Annotated in this window: 14 protein-coding genes, 2 tRNA genes and 3 rRNA genes; 5 read left to right on the top strand and 14 right to left on the bottom strand. The window is 39.1% G+C overall.

The genetic code is table 11. The features are described from left to right. Nucleotides 1–11: 11 nt before the first annotated feature. Entirely contained in the window at nt 12–1,979 is a 1,968-nt protein-coding gene (gene priA / locus HXL38_000665) for a primosomal protein N' (protein QWB91077.1), read from the top strand. Here the strand turns inward: priA and HXL38_000660 are convergent, their stop codons facing one another. Next, nucleotides 1,980–2,327, bottom strand: a complete 348-nt coding sequence (locus tag HXL38_000660; protein ID QWB91076.1) for a hypothetical protein — start codon at nt 2,325–2,327, stop codon at nt 1,980–1,982. 136 nt (nt 2,328–2,463) lie between these two features. Then, nucleotides 2,464–2,667 carry a hypothetical protein gene (locus HXL38_000655; GenBank protein ID QWB91075.1) on the bottom strand — a complete coding sequence of 68 codons (204 nt, stop codon included), beginning with the start codon at nt 2,665–2,667 and terminating at the stop codon, nt 2,464–2,466. A 150-nt stretch (nt 2,668–2,817) separates the two neighbouring features. Between HXL38_000655 and def the strand changes: the two genes are divergently transcribed. Continuing rightward, the gene (gene def, locus HXL38_000650; GenBank protein ID QWB91074.1) at nt 2,818–3,399 is read left to right on the top strand and encodes a peptide deformylase; all 582 of its coding nucleotides are present in this window, start codon (nt 2,818–2,820) and stop codon (nt 3,397–3,399) included. Then, entirely contained in the window at nt 3,400–4,284 is an 885-nt protein-coding gene (fmt, locus tag HXL38_000645; GenBank protein QWB91073.1) for a methionyl-tRNA formyltransferase, read from the top strand. Nucleotides 4,285–4,329: 45 nt separating this feature from the next. On the opposite strand, the gene HXL38_000640 is transcribed toward fmt, so the two are convergent. The 3 genes from HXL38_000640 to HXL38_000630 all read right to left on the bottom strand — a co-directional run bounded on the left by HXL38_000640 (nt 4,330) and on the right by HXL38_000630 (nt 7,766). Continuing rightward, nucleotides 4,330–4,743, bottom strand: a complete 414-nt coding sequence (locus HXL38_000640; GenBank protein QWB91072.1) for a hypothetical protein — start codon at nt 4,741–4,743, stop codon at nt 4,330–4,332. Between the two features lie 72 nt (nt 4,744–4,815). After that, complete coding sequence (infB, locus tag HXL38_000635) at nt 4,816–6,603, bottom strand: translation initiation factor IF-2 (GenBank protein QWB91071.2); 1,788 nt, start codon at nt 6,601–6,603, stop codon at nt 4,816–4,818. A 95-nt stretch (nt 6,604–6,698) separates the two neighbouring features. Beyond that, entirely contained in the window at nt 6,699–7,766 is a 1,068-nt protein-coding gene (locus HXL38_000630) for a S1 RNA-binding domain-containing protein (protein ID QWB91070.1), read from the bottom strand. Nucleotides 7,767–7,918: 152 nt separating this feature from the next. Between HXL38_000630 and HXL38_000625 the strand changes: the two genes are divergently transcribed. Together HXL38_000625 and HXL38_000620 are read left to right on the top strand one after the other, a co-directional pair. Further along, nucleotides 7,919–8,743: an ROK family protein gene (locus HXL38_000625; GenBank protein ID QWB91069.1), complete on the top strand. Its 825-nt coding sequence runs from the start codon at nt 7,919–7,921 to the stop codon at nt 8,741–8,743. Beyond that, the gene (locus HXL38_000620; protein QWB91068.1) at nt 8,743–9,195 is read left to right on the top strand and encodes a hypothetical protein; all 453 of its coding nucleotides are present in this window, start codon (nt 8,743–8,745) and stop codon (nt 9,193–9,195) included. The genes HXL38_000625 and HXL38_000620 overlap by 1 nt, the downstream gene beginning before the upstream one ends. A gap of 48 nt (nt 9,196–9,243) precedes the next feature. On the opposite strand, the gene HXL38_000615 is transcribed toward HXL38_000620, so the two are convergent. From HXL38_000615 to gyrA, 9 genes are all read right to left on the bottom strand, one after another. Beyond that, nucleotides 9,244–9,495, bottom strand: a complete 252-nt coding sequence (locus HXL38_000615; protein ID QWB91067.1) for a hypothetical protein — start codon at nt 9,493–9,495, stop codon at nt 9,244–9,246. A 278-nt stretch (nt 9,496–9,773) separates the two neighbouring features. Next, nucleotides 9,774–10,265 carry a hypothetical protein gene (locus tag HXL38_000610; protein ID QWB91066.1) on the bottom strand — a complete coding sequence of 164 codons (492 nt, stop codon included), beginning with the start codon at nt 10,263–10,265 and terminating at the stop codon, nt 9,774–9,776. A 93-nt stretch (nt 10,266–10,358) separates the two neighbouring features. Further along, nucleotides 10,359–10,467, bottom strand: a 5S ribosomal RNA gene (gene rrf, locus HXL38_000605). Between the two features lie 190 nt (nt 10,468–10,657). Next, a 23S ribosomal RNA gene (locus HXL38_000600) occupies nt 10,658–13,754 on the bottom strand. Nucleotides 13,755–14,141: 387 nt separating this feature from the next. Then, nucleotides 14,142–14,218 (bottom strand) — tRNA-Ile (locus HXL38_000590). A 53-nt stretch (nt 14,219–14,271) separates the two neighbouring features. Continuing rightward, nucleotides 14,272–14,346: transfer RNA gene (locus HXL38_000585), tRNA-OTHER, on the bottom strand. 260 nt (nt 14,347–14,606) lie between these two features. Beyond that, a 16S ribosomal RNA gene (locus HXL38_000575) occupies nt 14,607–16,133 on the bottom strand. Together the 16S, 23S and 5S rRNA genes with 2 tRNA genes alongside form the textbook arrangement of a ribosomal RNA operon. A gap of 208 nt (nt 16,134–16,341) precedes the next feature. Next, a complete protein-coding gene (locus HXL38_000570; GenBank protein QWB91063.1) occupies nt 16,342–16,764 on the bottom strand; it encodes a divergent PAP2 family protein in 423 nt (140 codons plus the stop codon). Next, nucleotides 16,764–19,259, bottom strand: coding sequence for a DNA gyrase subunit A (gene gyrA / locus HXL38_000565; GenBank protein QWB91062.1), 2,496 nt, complete (start codon nt 19,257–19,259; stop codon nt 16,764–16,766). Before gyrA ends, HXL38_000570 begins: the two co-directional genes overlap by 1 nt. Nucleotide 19,260 lies beyond the last annotated feature (1 nt).

Genomic DNA, 19,260 nt, shown 5'->3' with positions numbered 1-19,260 from the left:
AAATAAAATATATGGAATTCTATTTTGAAGTTGCCCCAACAAAAATTGTTCGCTCAAATAGCGAAGTTTTTACTTATGCTTCAAAAGAGAAACTTAAAATTGGCCAGATTGTTGAAATTCCCGTTGGTAAAAAAAATATGACTGGCATAGTTTGGCGTGAAGTTCAAAAGCCGGATTTTGAGACTCGTGAAATTACAAAAATTATAGAAAAAATAGCAATCCCTAAGCACTTAATTCGGCTTTCAAAATGGATGAAAGAATATTATGGCACTCCGCTCTCACAAGTTTTGAGTGGAATTTTACCAAATGGTGTTAATAAAAATCGGCGTTTTTCGAAAACTGAAAAAAATAAAATAACAGATAAAAAACAAACTAGTTGTTCAAATTTTTTATACACAGCTCAACAAGAAAAAGCTATCAATAAACTTGACAAAATAAATTCAGGAACAATCCTTTTGCATGGAATTACAGGTTCTGGAAAAACTTCAATTTATATTGACCAAGCAAAAAAAACTTTACAAAATCAAAAATCGGTAATAATTTTAGTTCCGGAAATCGCATTAACTTCACAATTAGTTTCTAATTTTGAAAAGCATTTTGAAAATATTAAGATCATTCATTCACACCAAACTGAATCAGAACGCCACAAAACTTGGTTAAAAATTTTGCACGACGAAAACCCGCAAATTATTATTGGGGCTCGCTCTGCACTTTTTGCACCAGTTCGAAATTTAGGTTTAATTGTAATTGATGAATGCCATGAGCCAAGTTTTAAACAAGATCAAACACCAAAATATTCCGCATTACGAGCGAGCAGTTTTTTAGCTTCGAAATTTAATTTTAAAGCGATTTTCGGCTCAGCAACTCCGCTTGTTGAAGATTATTTTCTGGCAGAAATTTCAGCAAAAAACGGCGGAAATGAAATCATAAAACTAACTGAACTTGCCAAAAAAGAAGCCAAACCGCCAAAAATTGAACTAATAGATTTAACTAAAAAAGATTCAAAATCACACCGATTATTTTCAAAAAAAATGCTTGCCGAAATGGAACAAACTTTAAATGAAAATAAACAAGTTTTAATTTATCACAACCGCCGTGGTTCAGCGAGTATAACACTTTGTCAAAACTGCGGATGGACGGCACTTTGCCCGAATTGCCTCATCCCGCTCACTTTGCATACAGATAAATTTCAACTAGTTTGCCATATTTGTGGGCACAAAGAAAGGCCGCCAACTTCTTGCCCAGATTGTGGAGAACCAGAAATCATTCATAAAGGTATTGGCACAAAAGCAATCGAAGAAGAGATTCGCAAGCTTTTTCCAAACAAAAAAATTGCACGGTTTGATGCTGACAGCGATAAAAATGAAACTGTCGAGAAGCTTTATTATCAAATTCGAAACAGTGAAATCGATATTATTATCGGTACACAAGTTATTGCTAAGGGTTTGGATTTGCCAAATTTAAAAACTGTCTGTGTAGTTCAGGCAGACGCCGGTTTAGCTTTGCCAGATTTCACTTCAAGCGAGCGAAATTTCCAGCTTATTTCACAAGTTGTTGGGCGAGTTGGGCGACATTCGAATGAATCAAATGTGATTATTCAAACTTATCAACCTGAAGCTCCGTCGATTCAATTTGGTTTAAAACAAGATTACGCCAGCTTTTATGATTTAGAAATTAAAAATCGCCAAAAACAGAATTATCCGCCATTTGTTTATCTACTAAAATTAACTTGCGTTTATAAAACTGAAATTTCAGCCGTACGAAATTCACAAAAAGAAGCACGTGAAATTCGTAAAAAGTTTTCGAAAGATATTCAAATTTTTGGCCCAACGCCAGCTTTTTATGAACGAATCGGCGAAACTTATCGCTGGCAAATTGTTATAAAAAGTAAAAAACGCGCACCGCTTCTCACAATTGCACGCGAATTTCAAGGCAAGCCACAGTGGCGAGTTGATTTAGACCCGCCAGGATTGATTTAATTATCTTTTTTTCGAAATGTTAAAAACATAATTATTTAGATAGTGTAAATTATCTTTTCTTGCTTCATCTTTCGTTATTTTGCCAGATTTCATCTTTTCAATATCTTCAAGCATAAATCCAGTTAGCTCGCCAAATTCCACCACGCTTGGCGAAAATTTATTATCAGAGCTAGAAAATCCTCGCCCTTCAGAAATCATTTGTCCGTAATAATATTTCGCAAGATATTCTATACCTTCATAATTATCCGTTTCGAAGAATATCAACGCAAGATAGGTTAGCGTGATAAATAATTCCCTGTCATTTTTTGGTTTTACTAATTTTAATAAATTATTAATATTCTCTTTCATACTATATCCTTTATATAAATTAAAAAGGCGAGATATACACTCGCCAAAAAAACTACTAACGTATAGCGTCCACGGTCTCCATCATGATTATTGCCAAAATCCGAAGAACCATCAGCCTGAAAATGGTCATGTCCTTTTACACCATCAGCACGATACCCCCCCAAAAAAAATCATTTGGAGATTCAATGTGGCCAGATGAAACATAAGTTCCACCATTGCCATCAAATGCAAAAGTTACAGGTTTACCATTAGAGTCTGTTCCGTGTGTAGCACCACTATAGCTTTCACCGTTCCCAAAATTATCAGGAGTGTTAGCATTATCATTATTTCCCCAAGGCATAATAACCTCCTCTATATAAAGTGCGGAGTATTCTTAGCTTGTTAGAAATATTTGCCATTTTAAATATCTGGTTTTAATCCTATCATAATCAAACCTAAAAATCAATGATTTTGTAGCTTTTTTACCCCGAAAATGTTATAATAGAGCTTAATGAAAAAAGAAGATATAATAACCTTACCCAACCAAAATCTGCGCAAAAAATGCGAACGTGTGCATGTTATCACAGATGAAGTTCGCCAAATTGTGCAAGATATGATTAATGCCAGCCTTGATTGGGAAAATGCCCACCCGCACGAAATTTCAGCTGCAATTGCTGCACCACAGATCAACAAACTTTATAAAATCATTATCGTTCGAAGTGATCTAGATGACAAAAATAACAAGGAATTTACCGCTTTAATCAACCCAGAAATTACAAAATTTGAAGGAAAAACCGTCGAAGATTTTGAAGGTTGCCTTTCAATCAAAGGAATTTACGGCAAAGTTCCGCGAGCTTCAAAAATTCGTGTTAAAGCGCTTGATATTCATGGAAATGAAGTTCGAATTAAGGCTGAAGATTTTCTTGCCCGCGTTCTTCAGCATGAAATTGACCACACAAACGGCGTTCTCTTCATCGACCATATTCGCGACAAAAAAGATGCATTTTATCGCTTAGACAAAGATGGCGAATTACAGCCATTAGACTACGAAAAAGATATTGAAAACAACTCAGACCTTTGGGAAGATTTATAGATGAAAAATCCTATAATTTTCTTTGGTACGGAAGATTTTTCGGCCGTTTCGCTCCAAAAACTTATTGACGAAAATTTTGAAATTGCTGGAATTATCACTAAACCAGATTCCAAAAAAGGTCGTGGCCAAAAACTTCAATCGCCAAAAGTTAAGAAAATTGGCGAAAATTTTAAAATCCCCGTTCTTCAACCACAAAAAATGAATGAAATTATCGAATTTGTGCAGAATTTCGAAAATCCAGTAGGTATTTTAGTTTCGTTTGGGCGAATTATTCCGCAAGAAATCATTGATTTGTTCACACCCGCAATAGTAAACGTTCACCCTTCACTTTTACCAAAATACCGCGGGCCAAGCCCAATTGAGAGCGCAATTTTAAATGGCGATACAAAAACTGGCGTTTCGCTAATGAAACTCTCAAAAGAAATGGACGCTGGCGATGTTTATTCACAAGAAGAAATTAAACTTTCAAAAACAGAAACTGCCAGTGAGCTTTATGAAATTTGCGGTAAGATTGGTGCTGAAATGTTGGTGCGAGATTTGCCAAAGATTCTTTCTGGTGAGTTAAAAGGTGAAAAACAAGATAATTCACAAGCCGAATATTGCCAACTCCTTAAAAAAAGTGATTCAATTCTAAATCAAGAAAATCAAACAGCAAAACAAGCAGAACAACAAATTCGAGCTTTTGAAATCTTTCCAAAAAGTAAGATTCAAATTGATGACTATTTAGTAGTTGTTAAAACTGCGAAAGTGGTAAACTCTAACCTAAAAAATTCACCTTTAACGCTCAAATTTGCAGATGGCAATTTTCTAGAAATAAAAACGCTTCTTACGCCAAACGGCAAAGAAACAACTACGCAGAGCTTTATAAACGGCTATTTGAAATAATTTTACAAAGAAAAAACCGTGTTTAGTTACACGGTTTTTCAAATTCTAGCTAAAAATTTTATCAATATTAGCTTTAAGTTCGTCTTGCATTTCCCTCATTACGATTGTTGTAATTTGATTAAAATCTGGACGATTGATTTCAAGCCATTTCATTGAAGCAAATTCCGAAATCGTTTGGCGATTTTCTTGCCCACCATTTTGTTGAGTGAGTGCTATAAATGCACGATCGTTTCGAAAATCTGGCACATTAATCATTAGCCAATTATCTACAAATCCTGGAGCGTCGTCGATAATTCTTTCAAACTCTTCAAGCTTCTCATTCGAAAATCCATCTGTTATGCGCTCGCCAACGCGAGTTTCAAGTTCTTCCTGAACGTGTTGTTTAAAAACTGCTGCTTCTTGTGGAGACATTCGTTCAATGCCAATTCCTTCAAAAAATTTGTCGTCTAATTGAAACATTCTCTTTTCCTTGTTTAGTTATTTCTATTTTAGCACAAGCAAAATGTTTTTTCAAATTATTTATTATATTATTTAGTCTTTAAGTTTACGAGCAACAACTTCACGAGTAAAGAATTCAAGCTTGTCACCAACTTCAAGCTGGATTTTCTTTTTAGTTTTCAACGAAAGACCACACATTTCACCCTCAATAACATCTTTCGCTTCTTGCTGCTGGCGTTGAACGTGTGAAACTTCTACTTCAGCAATTTGCTCTTTCTTTCGAATTACACGAGCAAGTAATCCAGCGTAAACACGGCCTGATTTAACTTCACCACCAGCAATAATTTCTTCTTTCATTGTACGGAAAACACCTTTAACCTCCAGCGATCCAATCTCAGTTTCAACAACTTCTGGCGCAAGAAGTTTTTCCATTTCAGCACGAGCGTCGTCAAGAAGCTCATAGATAACTTTATAAATTCGAACTTCGACACGGTCACGAGTAGCAATTTTCTTGATTGCGGGAGGAAGCTCAACATTAAATCCATAAATAATTGTTTTTTCGCCAGCAGCAGCTAGATGAATGTCATTCTCAGTAATATTTCCGATTCCACTACTTACAACATTTAGATTAACTTCACCACCAGTTTCAATCAAACGCAAACTATCTGAGACAGACGTAAGCGAACCTTGAACATCAGCTTTAATTACGATATTGAAATCTTCTGCATCGTGTTTCTGATTCATCATTTTTAATAAATCTGCACCAGTAACGTTGGCGGTTGCAGCATTTTGAGCAGCCTCAATTTTAGCTTTTTGAGCAAGATTTCGAGCCTCTTTCTCATTCTTTACCACCTTAAAAACATCGCCAAATTGTGGTAGCTCTTTGAAGCCAGTTACAGTTACGGGAGTTGAAGGGCCCGCAGACTTAAGAGCTCCCCCCTTATAATCTTGAAGGGTTCGAACTTTTGCGTAAGTTGTTCCAGCAACTAAAAATCCACCTTGTTTTAATTCTCCATGTTCAACAAGAAGAGAAACAACTGAACCTTTCCCAACCTCCATATGTGATTCAATCACCAAGCCTTCAGCAGGAATATCAACATCGGCGCGCAACTCCTCTAGATCAGCAGTTAAAATAACCATATCAAGAAGATCATCGATCCCGTCACCATTTTTCGCCGAGATTGGTACCATAGTAACATCACCACCCCACTCCTCTGGCATTAAACCACGCTCAGAAAGCTCTGCCATTACGCGATCTTTATTTGCAGTGTCTTTATCCATCTTATTGATTGCAACAACAATTTTTGCGTTGGCATTTTGAGCAAATCTAATTGCTTCAACGGTTTGAGGCTTAACACCATCATCTGCCGCAACGACAATAATCACAACGTCAGTCAAAGTGGCTCCGTGTTGGCGAAGTGCCGCAAAAGCCTCATGCCCTGGCGTATCAAGAAGTGTAATTTTTCGGCCTTTTCTTTCAGTTTGATATGCTGAAATATGCTGAGTAATTCCGCCAGCCTCGCCAGAAACAGTTTTTGTACCGAGAATCGTATCAAGAAGTGTAGTTTTTCCATGGTCAACATGCCCCATTACCGCCACAATTGGTGGCCGAGGTTTTGCATTTTCAGAAACTTCATGCATTTTTTGCAATCGAGAAGTCACAACATCAGCTTTTGCTTTTTTCTTAAGTTCAACATCTTTTAAGCCAAGTTCTTCAACCACAATCACAGCAGTTTCGAAATCAATTCGTTGATTAATAGTTGCAACAATTCCATTCTTAAAAAGCTCACCAATCAAAGTTGTAACAGGGAGATTTAAAGCTCCAGCTAGCTCATCAACAGTAATTGAATCTGTGATATTTACGATTTTCTTCTGACTCATACAACCTCCTCTGGTTTTTTATTTTTCTTAAGCTGAAGTTCGGAAACCGATTTTAAAACCGATTTCCGACTATTCAGCGCAAGAATAATTTTGAATTATTTTGCAAGGCTAAGAGAAATTTTTCGATTCTCTTTATCGATATCAATAACTACAAATTCTTTACGCTCATTTAGAGTAAAGATATTTTCTGGGTTAATATCGTTTCCTTTACCAAGTTCTGAAACATGAACAAGAGCTTCAATTGCTGGGCTGATTTTTACGAAAGCACCAAATGGCGTAATTCGCGTTACAGTTCCTTCAACACTTGAACCTTTTTTAAATTGCTCAACTTCTGAAAGCCAAGGGTCTTCAGTTAGTTGTTTCATTGAAAGGCTTAGGCGATCTTTATCAATTGCGATAATTTTTGCCTTAATTGTGTCACCGATTTTTACATAATCTTTTGGATTATTTACGCGTTCCCAAGAAATTTCAGAAATGTGGACCAAACCTTCAATTCCTTCAATATTTACAAAAACGCCAAAATCTACAACGCCAGTCGCAACACCTTCAACTTCATCTCCAATCTTCAAGCTGTCAAATCGTTCGTTTAAACCATCTTTGATAGCTTCTTTTTCGCTGAAGATAAGTTTATTAGTTTTACGATCCGCATCAAGAATTCGAACACTAATTGGCTTATCAATAAGCGCATTCAATCGGCTCAAAATCTCATCTTTATCACTTGCACCAACGCGTGGGTAGTGTTCTGCTGAAAGTTGAGAAACAGGCAAGAATCCGCGAATTCCTTCATATTCAACTAGCAAACCACCTCGGTTAGCATCAAATGGAATAATTTCGATAATTTCGCCTTTTTCCATCTTTTCGATAACTTCTTCCCAACCGCGATCTTTTGCAGCTTTTCGAAGAGAAAGCAACGACATTCCGTTGTCCATTTCAGTGTCAACAACGCTTGCTGTTACTGTTTCACCTTCAACAAGGTTCTTTGAATGACCAGCTTCTCGGCGAGGGACAAATCCAACACCTTTCGCTCCTAGGTCAATTAAAATCTCGTGTTTGCGAACTGAAAGAATTGTTCCCTCAACAGTTTCGCCTTGATTTAGTTGGTTTACGCTCTCTGGAGCAGACGCCAACAATTCGTCCATTGTTATTTTTTTGGCTGTTGCCATTAGTCTTTAAGACTCCTTCCTTAATTGTATTTCTTTGAACATAGCTAAAATTAACCTGCCCAATAGATTGTTACCATTTTAACATTTTGAGCTAAAAAAATCAAGCGTTTTAAAAGGTTGAATTTTTATTTTTTTCATCGTAAAATAGAGTTATGATTATTGCAATTGATACGGGTGGAACAAAAACTTTATTAGCAGGATTTTCGAAAGAAGGTAAACTTTTAAAATCTTTCGAATTTCAAACGCCAAAATCTCAGCAAAAATATCTTGAAATTATTGAAAAAGTTATTAAAAAAGAATTTTCGGAACAACTGAAATCGGGTGAAATCCAAGCAATTTCTTGTGCCGAACCTGGAATTATTGAAAACGGTGTAATTTTGTGGGCAAAAAATTTACGTTGGCAGAATTTTAATGTAAAAGCTGAACTTTCAAAAATATTTCCAAATATTAAAATTTTAGTTGAAAATGACGCCAATCTTGCTGGGCTTTTTGAAAGTAAAAAATTCAAAAATAAAGCTCAAAATATTCTTTATATTACACTTTCAACGGGAGTTGGTTCAGGCATAATAACAGATGGAAAAATCAACCAAGGCCTAAAAAATAGCGAAATTGGGAGAATTCCAATTGAATTTGATGGCCGAGTGCGAGAGTGGGAAGAATTTGCAAGTGCACGAGCAATTTTTAATGTTTATGGTAAATATGCGAGCGAGATTTCAAAACCACGACAATGGCAAAATATTGCAGATAGAATTTCACGCGGATTTTTAGTGATAATTCCAATAATTCAGCCAGAGTTAATTATTATTGGTGGTAGCCTTGGTGAAAATTTTAAAAAATTCGATCTTTTTCTAGAACAAATTGTTCGCGAAAATCTGCCCGAAGGGATTTCTTGCCCAAAAATCGTTAAAGCTCAAAAACCGCGCGAAGCAGTTATTTATGGCTGTTTTGAATTTGCAAAAGAGGCATTGAATTTTTAATGAATTTAGAATTTGTCGAAAAATTGCGCAAAGACTTTCCTCAATTCAATTTCGAAGAAAGTGATGATTTCTATTGGTCAAAGAAAGAAAATACAATTTTTTTCGAACCAGAATCTTCAAATTTTCATCTGTTAATTTTGCATGAATTAGCTCACGCACTGCTTGGCCACGAAGATTTTTGGCTTGATATTGAACTACTTAAGATGGAGTCTGAAGCTTGGGAGTTCGTTCAAAATAACCTTGTAAGTCAATATGGATTTTGTTTTAGTTCAAATTTAGCTGAAAGCAAGCTTGACACTTACCGAGATTGGCTACATAAAAGAAGCCTCTGCCCAAAATGCAAACTAAATGGTTTTCAACAAAAAGATTTAACATATAAATGCCCCGCTTGCGGAACTATCTGGCAAAATAATGATTCTCGTTTTAAAAGTTTGCGGCGAAAAATAAAATAAAATAAAATCACGCAATATTTCGAAAGCGTGATTTTATTTGTATACTTTTTAAGCTACACGAACTTCAATTTTTGATTCTTCAGACTCTTCAGTCATTGGAATCTTTGTTGTAGCTGGACCACGGCGGCTAATTCGACCGCCCTTTTGCCCCGCAATTTTTGCAAGTTCACGGTTTGCAGCAAATCCACCAGTTGTTCCATTTTTACCGCCTTTTTGCCCAATTCGTGAATAAAAATCTTTTCCATATTTTGCTTTATTAGTTGCAGCTGCCTTTGCGCCGCCCGCCTTTGTTCCGGCCATTTAATCTCCTTTGTTTTATTAAAATCTAATCTATTTTTGATTATGTTTTAATTATAGCACAACTTATGCTTTTTGTCAATATTTACATAAGAGCTTTTTTATTTTATTATAAGTTTTATAATTTCTGGGTTATTCTGAAGCACTTAACGCTGTTTAAAACTCTTATTGAGAGGTGTAAGAAGCTTTTCGATATTAAGTTATTTACTAAGATTTCTTTAAATCATTAAAAAATAGCCCCGAAAGGCTATTTTTAGCATTTTATAGTTTATGGTTAATAATTAAACTTCAAAAACTTCCTTCGCTATTCGAATTTGTTCAAGGTCTTTTTCTTGTTCTTCAATAGAAAGATCATCAAATGGTAACTTCTGCTCTTCTGGTGCCCATTCACCATTTCTCTCGAGCCAGGCATCGTGCACTTTATTACCAACTTGCGATCGAATAATTGGATTTTCTAGCTCAATATCGCCGCTATATTCATTGAAAATATTAGCAATAACCTCTGCAGCGGCTTTATTCTCACCCTTCCAGTCCTCAGGAAGTTCATCATAGGTTGAATTAGCAATATCTACTTCATTAGTTCCGTGAGCAGAAATCCATTCTTGATCTTTAGTAGTTTTTAACCGTGGCTCAAAAGTACCATCATCATTTAAACGAGTTTTACGCCAGTCTTCATGAAATCTTGACCCAAGTACTTTCACAGCCTCATCAAAGGCTTCTTTTGAATATTCATTATTATTTTCTTTTTCTATTTTACTATTAAATCTTTCCATAAAACATATTGTATCATTTTTTTCTTATAAAGTCAAGGACATTCTTTAAAAAAAATACGAAAAAACTCCACCGGTTAGGAGGAGTTTCTTATAATTCGGCACCGTGCTATTTTCCCACTTTCGTAGTATGCTCGCCGCTACTGGGCTTAACTTCTGTGTTCGGAATGAGAACAGGTGTTTCCCCAGCGCCATGGGCACCGAAAAAAGGTTTTGCGCTTCAACTCGCCACAAATTCCTAAGCGGTGAGCCAAAACCTCATTTCGATGTCCTTGGTATCATTTGGTAATGCCAAGATTTTAGATTGACTAGCGATTATCTTTGATAATCACCAAACACTAGTTAAGTCTACCATATTCACGCCAATAATACAAGATTATTTTAATGAATATGGACATAAAAAGGCGATTGGACTATTAGTACGCTTCGGCTAGCCTGTTACCAGGTTTACACCTTGCGCCTATCAAAACAGATCATCTTTCGTGTGTCCTCATGGGATTCCTAATCTTGGAGTCAGTTTCGCGCTTAATATGCTTTCAGCGCTTATCTTAACCGAACATAGCTACTCGACGCTGCGGCAGGTGGCCACAATCGATACACAGAGGTTCGTTCATCTCGGTCCTCTCGTACTAGAGACAAATCTCCTCAAGAATCCTTACGTCCATGCCGGATATAAACCGAACTGTCTCACGACGTTCTGAACCCAGCTCGCGTACCACTTTAATCGGCGAACAGCCGAACCCCTTGGAAGGTGCTCCTCAGGATGTGATGAGCCGACATCGAGGTGCCGACCGCGCCGTCTATGTGAACTATTGGGCGCGATAAGCCTGTTATCCCCAGGGTAGCTTTTATCCGTGTGCGCTGTCGATCCCACATTCAATGAACAATGTTCTTACAGCGGGTCACTTGCTCCGTGTTTCCACTCTGGTCGAATTGTAATTCTCGCAGTCAAGCTGGCTTTTGCGCATGCACTATCACTTCGATTTCCATCCGAAGCTGTAACTTTGAACGCCTCCGCTACTCTTTAGGAGGCAACCGCTTCAGTTAAACTACCCACCTCTACGGTCCCATTACCGGATAACGGCAATGGTAAGACAAAGACTACATCAAGGGTGGTATTTCACCTGTGGCTCCACAAATACTGGCGTATCTGCTTCAAAGCCTCCCACCTATGCTACACATGATGTAACCCGTGTCAATGTAAAGCTGTAGTAAAGCTCCATGGGGTCTTCTCGTCCTGGCATGGACGGACAGCATCTTTACCGCCAATGCACTTTCACCGAGTCCTTCGCCGAGACAGTGCCCACATGATTACTCCATTCGTGCGGGTCAGAACTTACCTGACAAGGAATTTCGCTACCTTAGGACGGTTATAGTTACCGCCGCCGTTCACTGGGGCTTCAGTTCGCACCGTAAAGCACTCCCCTTAACCTTCCAGCACTGGGCAGGAGTCAGCCCCTATACATCCACTTTCGTGTTCGCAGGGACCTGTGTTTTTGGTAAACAGTTCCGTGGGCTCTTTTGCTGCGGCCTCCGCATCGTTTGATACGAGTTTGCCACGTTCCAAGCTAAGCCATTTGACTTGTTCTATCTCGGTAAAGAGTTTAAGATACTCATATATACCATTAATCTTAACCTAATTGCTTGAAACACGACTCGCATCGAATGATGCGGAGGCAATTATCAAGTTACGGTCGCTGTTTTGCCGAGTTCCTTAGCGAAGGGTCTCTCGTAAGCCTGAGTCTACTCGACTCGAGCACCTGTGTTGGTTTGCGGTACGGGCGGCTATAACCACGCGTATATCTGCTTTTCTAGCCAGTACTTTCATCAAAATCGTTAATCCGTAGATTAACTTTCACTCCTTTTGCGTTCCCGCTAAGTTGGACGGATATATACCAATAATCCGCTTCGACTAATTTACCGTACACAGTATACAAATTATAACCGGTTCAGGAATATTAACCTGATGTCCATCGCCTACGCTGCTACGCCTCGGCTAGGCCGACTTCTTGAGGGATTATTACAGTAGCCCTGGAAACCTCGCTCTTACGGCCGAAAAGTTCTCACCTTTCTTATGGTTACTCATTCCAGCATTCTCACTTCCTAACGCTCCACCCAACCTTACGATTGAGCTTCACTGCCGATAGGAACGCTCCTCTACCACTCCGTTAAACCCGTAGGAATAACGAAATCCATATCTTCGGTATAACACTTTAGCCCCGTTACATTTTCCCGCAAAATCTCTTGACGAGTGAGCTGTTACGCACTCTTTAAATGAATGGCTGCTTCTAAGCTAACATCCTCACCTGTTTAGAAATTTCACCTTGTTTCCCACTTAGTGTTAATTTAGGGACCTTAGATGATGGTCTGGGCTGTTTCCCTTTTGAGCACCGAGCTTAGCCCCGATGTTCTAACTGCCATGGTACCACCAACGGTATTCGTAGTTTGTTAACGGTGGGTACAGTTGCCCCCAGTCGTTTACAGAGCTCTACCCCCGTTGGCTATATTACATGACGCTAGCCCTAAAGCTATTTCGAGGAGAACCAGCTATCTCCGAGTTCGATTGGCATTCACCGCTAACCACAAGTCATCCAAATGCTTTACTGCGCAATGGTTCGGTCCTTCACTGCGTGTTACCGCAGCTTCAACCTGCTCATGGTTAGGTCACCCGGTTTCGGGTCTAATCCCATGCACTTATCGCCCTATTCAGGCTCGCTTTCACTGTGGCTCCGTCACTTGACTTAACCTGGCGCATGAAATTAACTCGCTGGATCGTTCTACAAAAGCACGCCGTCACAGTATAAATACTGCTCCGACTCCTTGTAGGCACCTAATTTCAGGTTCTATTTCACTCCCCCCGGGGTTCTTTTCACCTTTCCATCGCTGTACTAGTTCACTATCGATCGTATATTATATTTAGCCTTGGCTGGTGGTCCAGCCGGATTCAAACAGGGTTTCTCGTGCCCCGTCCTACTCGAAAAAACATATATAAGGTCTGCGTCGTTTTCGCGTACACGGCTTTCACGTTCTTTGGCTAGTCATTCAAATTATTCTGCTAACCACGCAAATTTCTTACCTTACTAAAAGTTGATAGCCTTTTATCGCAAGTCAGACTACTCAACAAAGTTAAGCATTCTGACTTGGTCTTATGTAATTTCACAACCCCTTATTAAGTATTCGCCTATCAGCTTATCTACAAAGTAGAAACTTAAAAGGTTTGGGCTCTTCCAGTTTCGCTCGCCACTACTCCCAGAATCATTATTTATTTTTCTCTTCCTCACCCTACTAAGATGTTTCAGTTCAGGTGGTTCCCACTACACAACCTATGTATTCAGTTGAGAGCAACACGACATGACTCGTGCTGGGTTTCCCCATTCGGAAATCTCCGGATCAAAGCTTGTTGACAGCTACCCGAAGCTTATCGCAGTCTTCCACGTCCTTCATCGGTAATATACGTCTAGGCATCCATTGTGTGCCCTTGAGTACCTTTTATGCATTGACTTAACTAGTAATTGGTAACAACCAATACTTGCCGTCAATCTTAAATTCTTATCTTCTTTTACATCACCAAATTGTTAAATTTCTCGCTCCCATTTTAAGAGCAAAACCATAAGTTCAACTTTCGAAAGATTCGAACTCACTATCCTGATCTTAAACGCTTTACTATTATATATTTTTGAATATTTTTTGTCAATAGTTTTTTGCAATTTTATTTATTTTCTATTAAAATGCATTTTCTACTGATTTAATAAATATTCTCTCCTGAGAGGTTCAGGATGAACGTTCGCTAAGTAAATACTATTATATATTATTTTACATTTGAATGCAAGAGTTTTTAAAAGTTTTACAAAATAAAAACACTCCCTCTTGGGAGTTCTATGGTGGGCGATGAGGGACTTGAACCTCCGACCTCGTCATTATCAGTGACGCGCTCTAACCAGCTGAGCTAATCGCCCATATTCGGCTTTTTGCCAAAGAGAACTTTCGAAAAATATTCAAAAGCTTTCTTTGGTGGAGATACAGGGACTCGAACCCTGGACCCCTGCTTACAAACAGGTGCTCTAGCCAACTGAGCTATATCCCCAGATTTTAACGAATACTATAATAGTATATATTATTTATTAATAAAATGCAAGAGTTTTTTTCTTATTAATAAAAATAGCCAATCTTTCGAAAGGCTATTTAGTTTTAACAATTTAATTGTGCAATCTATCTCAATCTGTGGTAAATTTTAGTCTTACCTTTAGAAGGCTAAATTCGAAAGTAAAATTTACAGAAACTTTCGAAAAGACCGACCTAGCTTCAAAGGTTGATTTCTCAAACCTTTGGCATAACTCTCCCTAGAAAGGAGGTAATCCATCCGCACCTTCCGGTACGGATACCTTGTTACGACTTAACCCCAATCATCCCTCCCACCTTAGGCCCGACGAATCGGACTTCGGGTGTTAGTGACTTTCATGGTTTGACGGGCGGTGTGTACAAGACCCGGGAACGTATTCACCGCAGCATGCTGATCTGCGATTACTAGCGATTCCGACTTCATGCAGGCGAGTTTCAGCCTACAATCCGAACTGGGACTAGCTTTGATGCGATTTGCTTCACCTCGCGGCTTCGCTGCGCATTGTACTAGCCATTGTATCACGTTTCTAGCCCAGGACGTAAGGAAATACTGACCTGACGTCATCCCCTCCTTCCTCCCCGTTACCGGGGCAGTCTCAGTAGAAAAATACAACTACTGACAAGGGTTGCGCTCGTTGATGGACTTAACCAAACATCTCACGACACGAGCTGACGACGGCCATGCATCACCTGTCACTTGGCTCTTAAAAAGCACTCTCTCATTTCTGAAAGATTCCAAGGATGTCAAGACCTGGTAAGGTTTATCGGTTATCATCGAATTAAAGAACATGATCCACCGCTTGTGCGGGTCCCCGTCAATTCCTTTATGTTTTAATCTTGCGATCGTACTCCACAGGCGGGATACTTAACGCGTTAGCTTCGCTACTCAGGGGGTCGATACCCCAAACAGCTAGTATCCATCGTTTACGGCGTGGACTACCCGGGTATCTAATCCGGTTCGCTCCCCACGCTTTCGTGCCTCAGTGTCAGAAACAGCCCAGTAGCCTGCCTACGCCATCGGTGTTCCTTCTAATATCTACGGATTTCACTCCTACACTAGAAATTCCAGCTACCTCTTCTGCTCTCGAGTTCAACAGTTCGAATAATAATCTGAATGGTTGAGCCACCAGCTTTCACTATTCGCTTATTGAACCACCTACGCAACTCTTTACGCCCAGTCACTCCGGATAACGCTCGGATCCTACGTATGACCGCGGCTGCTGGCACGTAGTTAGCCGATCCTTATTCATAAGTTACTGTCATAATCCTCACTTATAAAGCAGTTTACAACCCGAAGGCCTTCATCCTGCACGCGGCGTTGCTCCATCAGGCTTTCGCCCATTGTGGAAGATTCCTCACTGCTGCCTCCCGTAGGAGTCTGGACCGTGTCTCAGTTCCAGTCTGACTGATCATCCTCTCAAACCAGTTAAAGATCGTCGACTTGGTAGGCCATTACCCCACCAACTATCTAATCTTACGCAGGCCGTTCCCAAAGCGCCCGAAGGCTTTAATCCGAAGACCATATGCGGTATTAGCACACCTTTCGATGCGTTATCCCTCACTTTGGGGTACGTTCCCACGCGTTACTCAGCCGTCCGCCGCTCGCCGACATTTTACACAAAATTCTTGAATAAATCTTCTCTTTCAACTAGAAGCTTCCAGAATTCAGTGTAAAACTCGCTGCCGCTCGACTTGCATGTGTTAGGCACGCCGCCAGCGTTAATCCTGAGCCAGGATCAAACTCTCCATAAAAAGAATTATCAAATTGATAATCTATAAAATAGACTGACGATAAATTTGCACAATTAAATTGTTAAAGTTCAGTTTTATCCAACCTCGCTTTTTACTCCGCGCGCTGAACTATTAACCATTATACTCAATAGATTTTTAAAAGTCAACACTTTTTTAAAAGAAAATTTAGAAAAAATTAAATAGGCCTTGAAAGCCCATCTAATTTAGCCTATAACCCAAGCAAAAATGCTGTATATCCAATAAAAATTCCAATAACTGAACCAACAGCAACTTCTAGCGGAGTGTGGCCTTTAACAACTCGGACTTTTTTAATTTTTAAATTCTGCTTTTCAATGATTTCATTAATTCTTTGTGCTTGAATACCGTTCGAAAATCGCACTTTCATTGAATCATATATCACTATCATCGCAAATACAAAAGCTAAACCAAAAATTGAAGAATAAACACCTTCATGCAAACCAACAAGTGTTGCGAGCGCAATCACCACTGAACTATGAGAACTTGGCATCCCACCACTTTCAGTGATGATTTGCTTAAATTTTGCACTTTTATCTTTTCGAATTTCTAGAATATATTTAGCACCTTGCGCAATTATCCATGCTAACACAAAAATCACTAAATATCTTGGCATCATTCCTCCTCTCGACTTTCTTCCATTAAACCAACACTTGCCACAGTATCATTATCAGAAAGTTTCATAATTCGAACGCCCTGCGTAGTTCGACCTAAAGTTGGAATATCTTTAACAGCAACTCGAATTGTTTGACCACCGCTTGAAATCATTAACGCATCAGAAACAGCCTCTGGCAAAGTTTGAACTGAAACGATTGGACCAGTTTTTGCGGTTACAATTGCGGCTTTAACACCAATTCCACCACGATGTTTAACTTCAAAGTTCGAGACTTTTGTTGCTTTTCCGTAACCATTTGCTGAAATCACAAGAAGTTTTTGTGTTCCATCTTTAGCAACATCCATCCCAACAACGCTATCATTTGGTCGAAGTCGAACGCCACGAACACCACGAGCCGCACGACCCATTGCTCGAACATCATTCTCATTAAATCGAACAGCCTGACCAGCTGATGTTGAAACAATAATATCGCTCTGACCATCAGTTTTCTGAATCCAACGGAGCTCATCGCCTTCATCAAGATTAATTGCGTTCAAACCATTCGTTCGAATATTCGCAAAGTCTTTAAGTGCTGTCTTTTTTACAGTCCCCTTTACGGTAGCCATAAAGAGGTAATCTTCTGTACTACTATTTTGTTCAAGCTTGATGATTGATGTAATTTTTTCTTCAGGTTGGAGTTGTAGTAGATTTACCGCAGCAACACCTTTAGCTTGAAGGCTTGCAGCAGGAACCTCGTAAGCTTTAAGTCTAAATACTCGACCTTTATTCGTAAAGAACAACAACCAATCATGCGTACTTGCTGGAATCAATTGATCAATAATATCTTGATCTTTTGTTGTCATCCCACGCTTACCTTTTCCGCCACGATTTTGGCGGCGATAATCTGCAAGTAGAGTTCGCTTAATATAGTTTTCACCAGTTAGAAGAATAACACTTTCTTCCTCAGGAATAAGCTCTTCATCTGAGAATTTGCCAAGCTCATGATTAATGACCTTAGTTTTACGCTCATCACCATATTTTTCTTTCATTTCGAGAAGTTCTTCTTTAATAATTCGAAGAATTTCATTCTCATCAGCAAGAATTGACTCAAGCTCACCAATAAGTTTCAAGAGAGCAGCAAGCTCAGCTTCGATTGCTTCGCGCTCCAATCCAGTCAATCGGCGAAGTTGCATCGCAAGAATTGCTTTTGCTTGAATTTCAGTCAATCCGAATTTTTCACGCAAAGCTTTTTCGGCAATATCTGTAGTTTTCGAAGCTCGAATCGTTCCAATAACTTCATCGATATGATCAAGCGCAATTTTCAAACCTTCTAAAATATGTGCACGAGCTTTTGCTTTTTTAAGTTCGAATTCTGTTCGGCGACGCACAACATTTCGGCGATGCTTTACGAATTCATCAAGCATTTCTTTTAAGCCAAGCACTCGCGGCTGAACACCATCAACCAAAGCAAGCATATTGTAATGAAAGTTTGATTGAAGTGGAGTTAATTTGTAGAGCTGGTTGAGAACTTTCTTTGGGTATGCATCCTTCTTAAGATCGATTACAATCTTAACCGTTCCGCGCGCAGATTCATCACGAAGGTCAGCTATAGTTGTAATTTTCTTTTCTTTTACGAGATCAGCAATCTTCTCGATCAAAGAAGCTTTATTAACGTTATAAGGTATTTCCGAAACTACAATCTGATGACGACCGCGTTTAGTTTCAATGATTTCAGCAACGGCTCGCATAGTAACACTTCCACGACCAGTTCGATAAGCCTGGATCATCGGAGCTCCACCATAAACTACCGCACCTGTTGGGAAGTCTGGGCCTTTGACATATTTCATTAAATCTTCAAGCTTGGCTTCTGGATTACTAATTAGCTCAACAGTTGCATCAACAATTTCGCTCAAATTATGAGTCGGAATACTTGTTGCCATACCAACTGCAATACCCATTTGACCATTTAAGAGAAGATTTGGTAATTTAGCCGGGAGAACTGAAGGCTCGCTTTCAGATCCATCATAGTTTGGTCGAAAATCAACCGTATCTTTATCAAGATCGTTTAGCAAAATATCACCAATTCGACCAAGCCTTGCTTCAGTATAACGCATAGCGGCTGCAGGATCGCCATCCATTGAGCCGAAGTTTCCTTGACCTTCAACAAGAGGATATCGCATCACCCAGTCCTGTGCCAAACGAACCATCGAATCATAAATGGAGCTATCGCCGTGTGGGTGGTATTTACCCATTACGTCACCAACGATACGCGCAGACTTCTTAAATGAAGAGCCTGGTCGAACACCCATTTCGCCCATTGTATAAAGAACACGGCGATGAACTGGCTTCATTCCATCTCGAACATCAGGCAATGCACGGTCAATAATAACAGACATTGAATAACGAAGAAATGAATCCTCCATCACATCTTCAACCGTGCGATATTCTAAAACTTTCGAATGATTTTGTTGTTCGATAATTTCACCTTCAAGAGGTTTTTTATTTTCATCTTCCATA

The sequence above is a fragment of the Candidatus Saccharimonas sp. genome (assembly GCA_015256915.3).
GTDB lineage: Bacteria > Patescibacteriota > Saccharimonadia > Saccharimonadales > Saccharimonadaceae > Nanogingivalis.
Note: the sequence above shows the minus strand (reverse complement) of the source record. Positions and strands in the feature narration are given on the sequence as shown.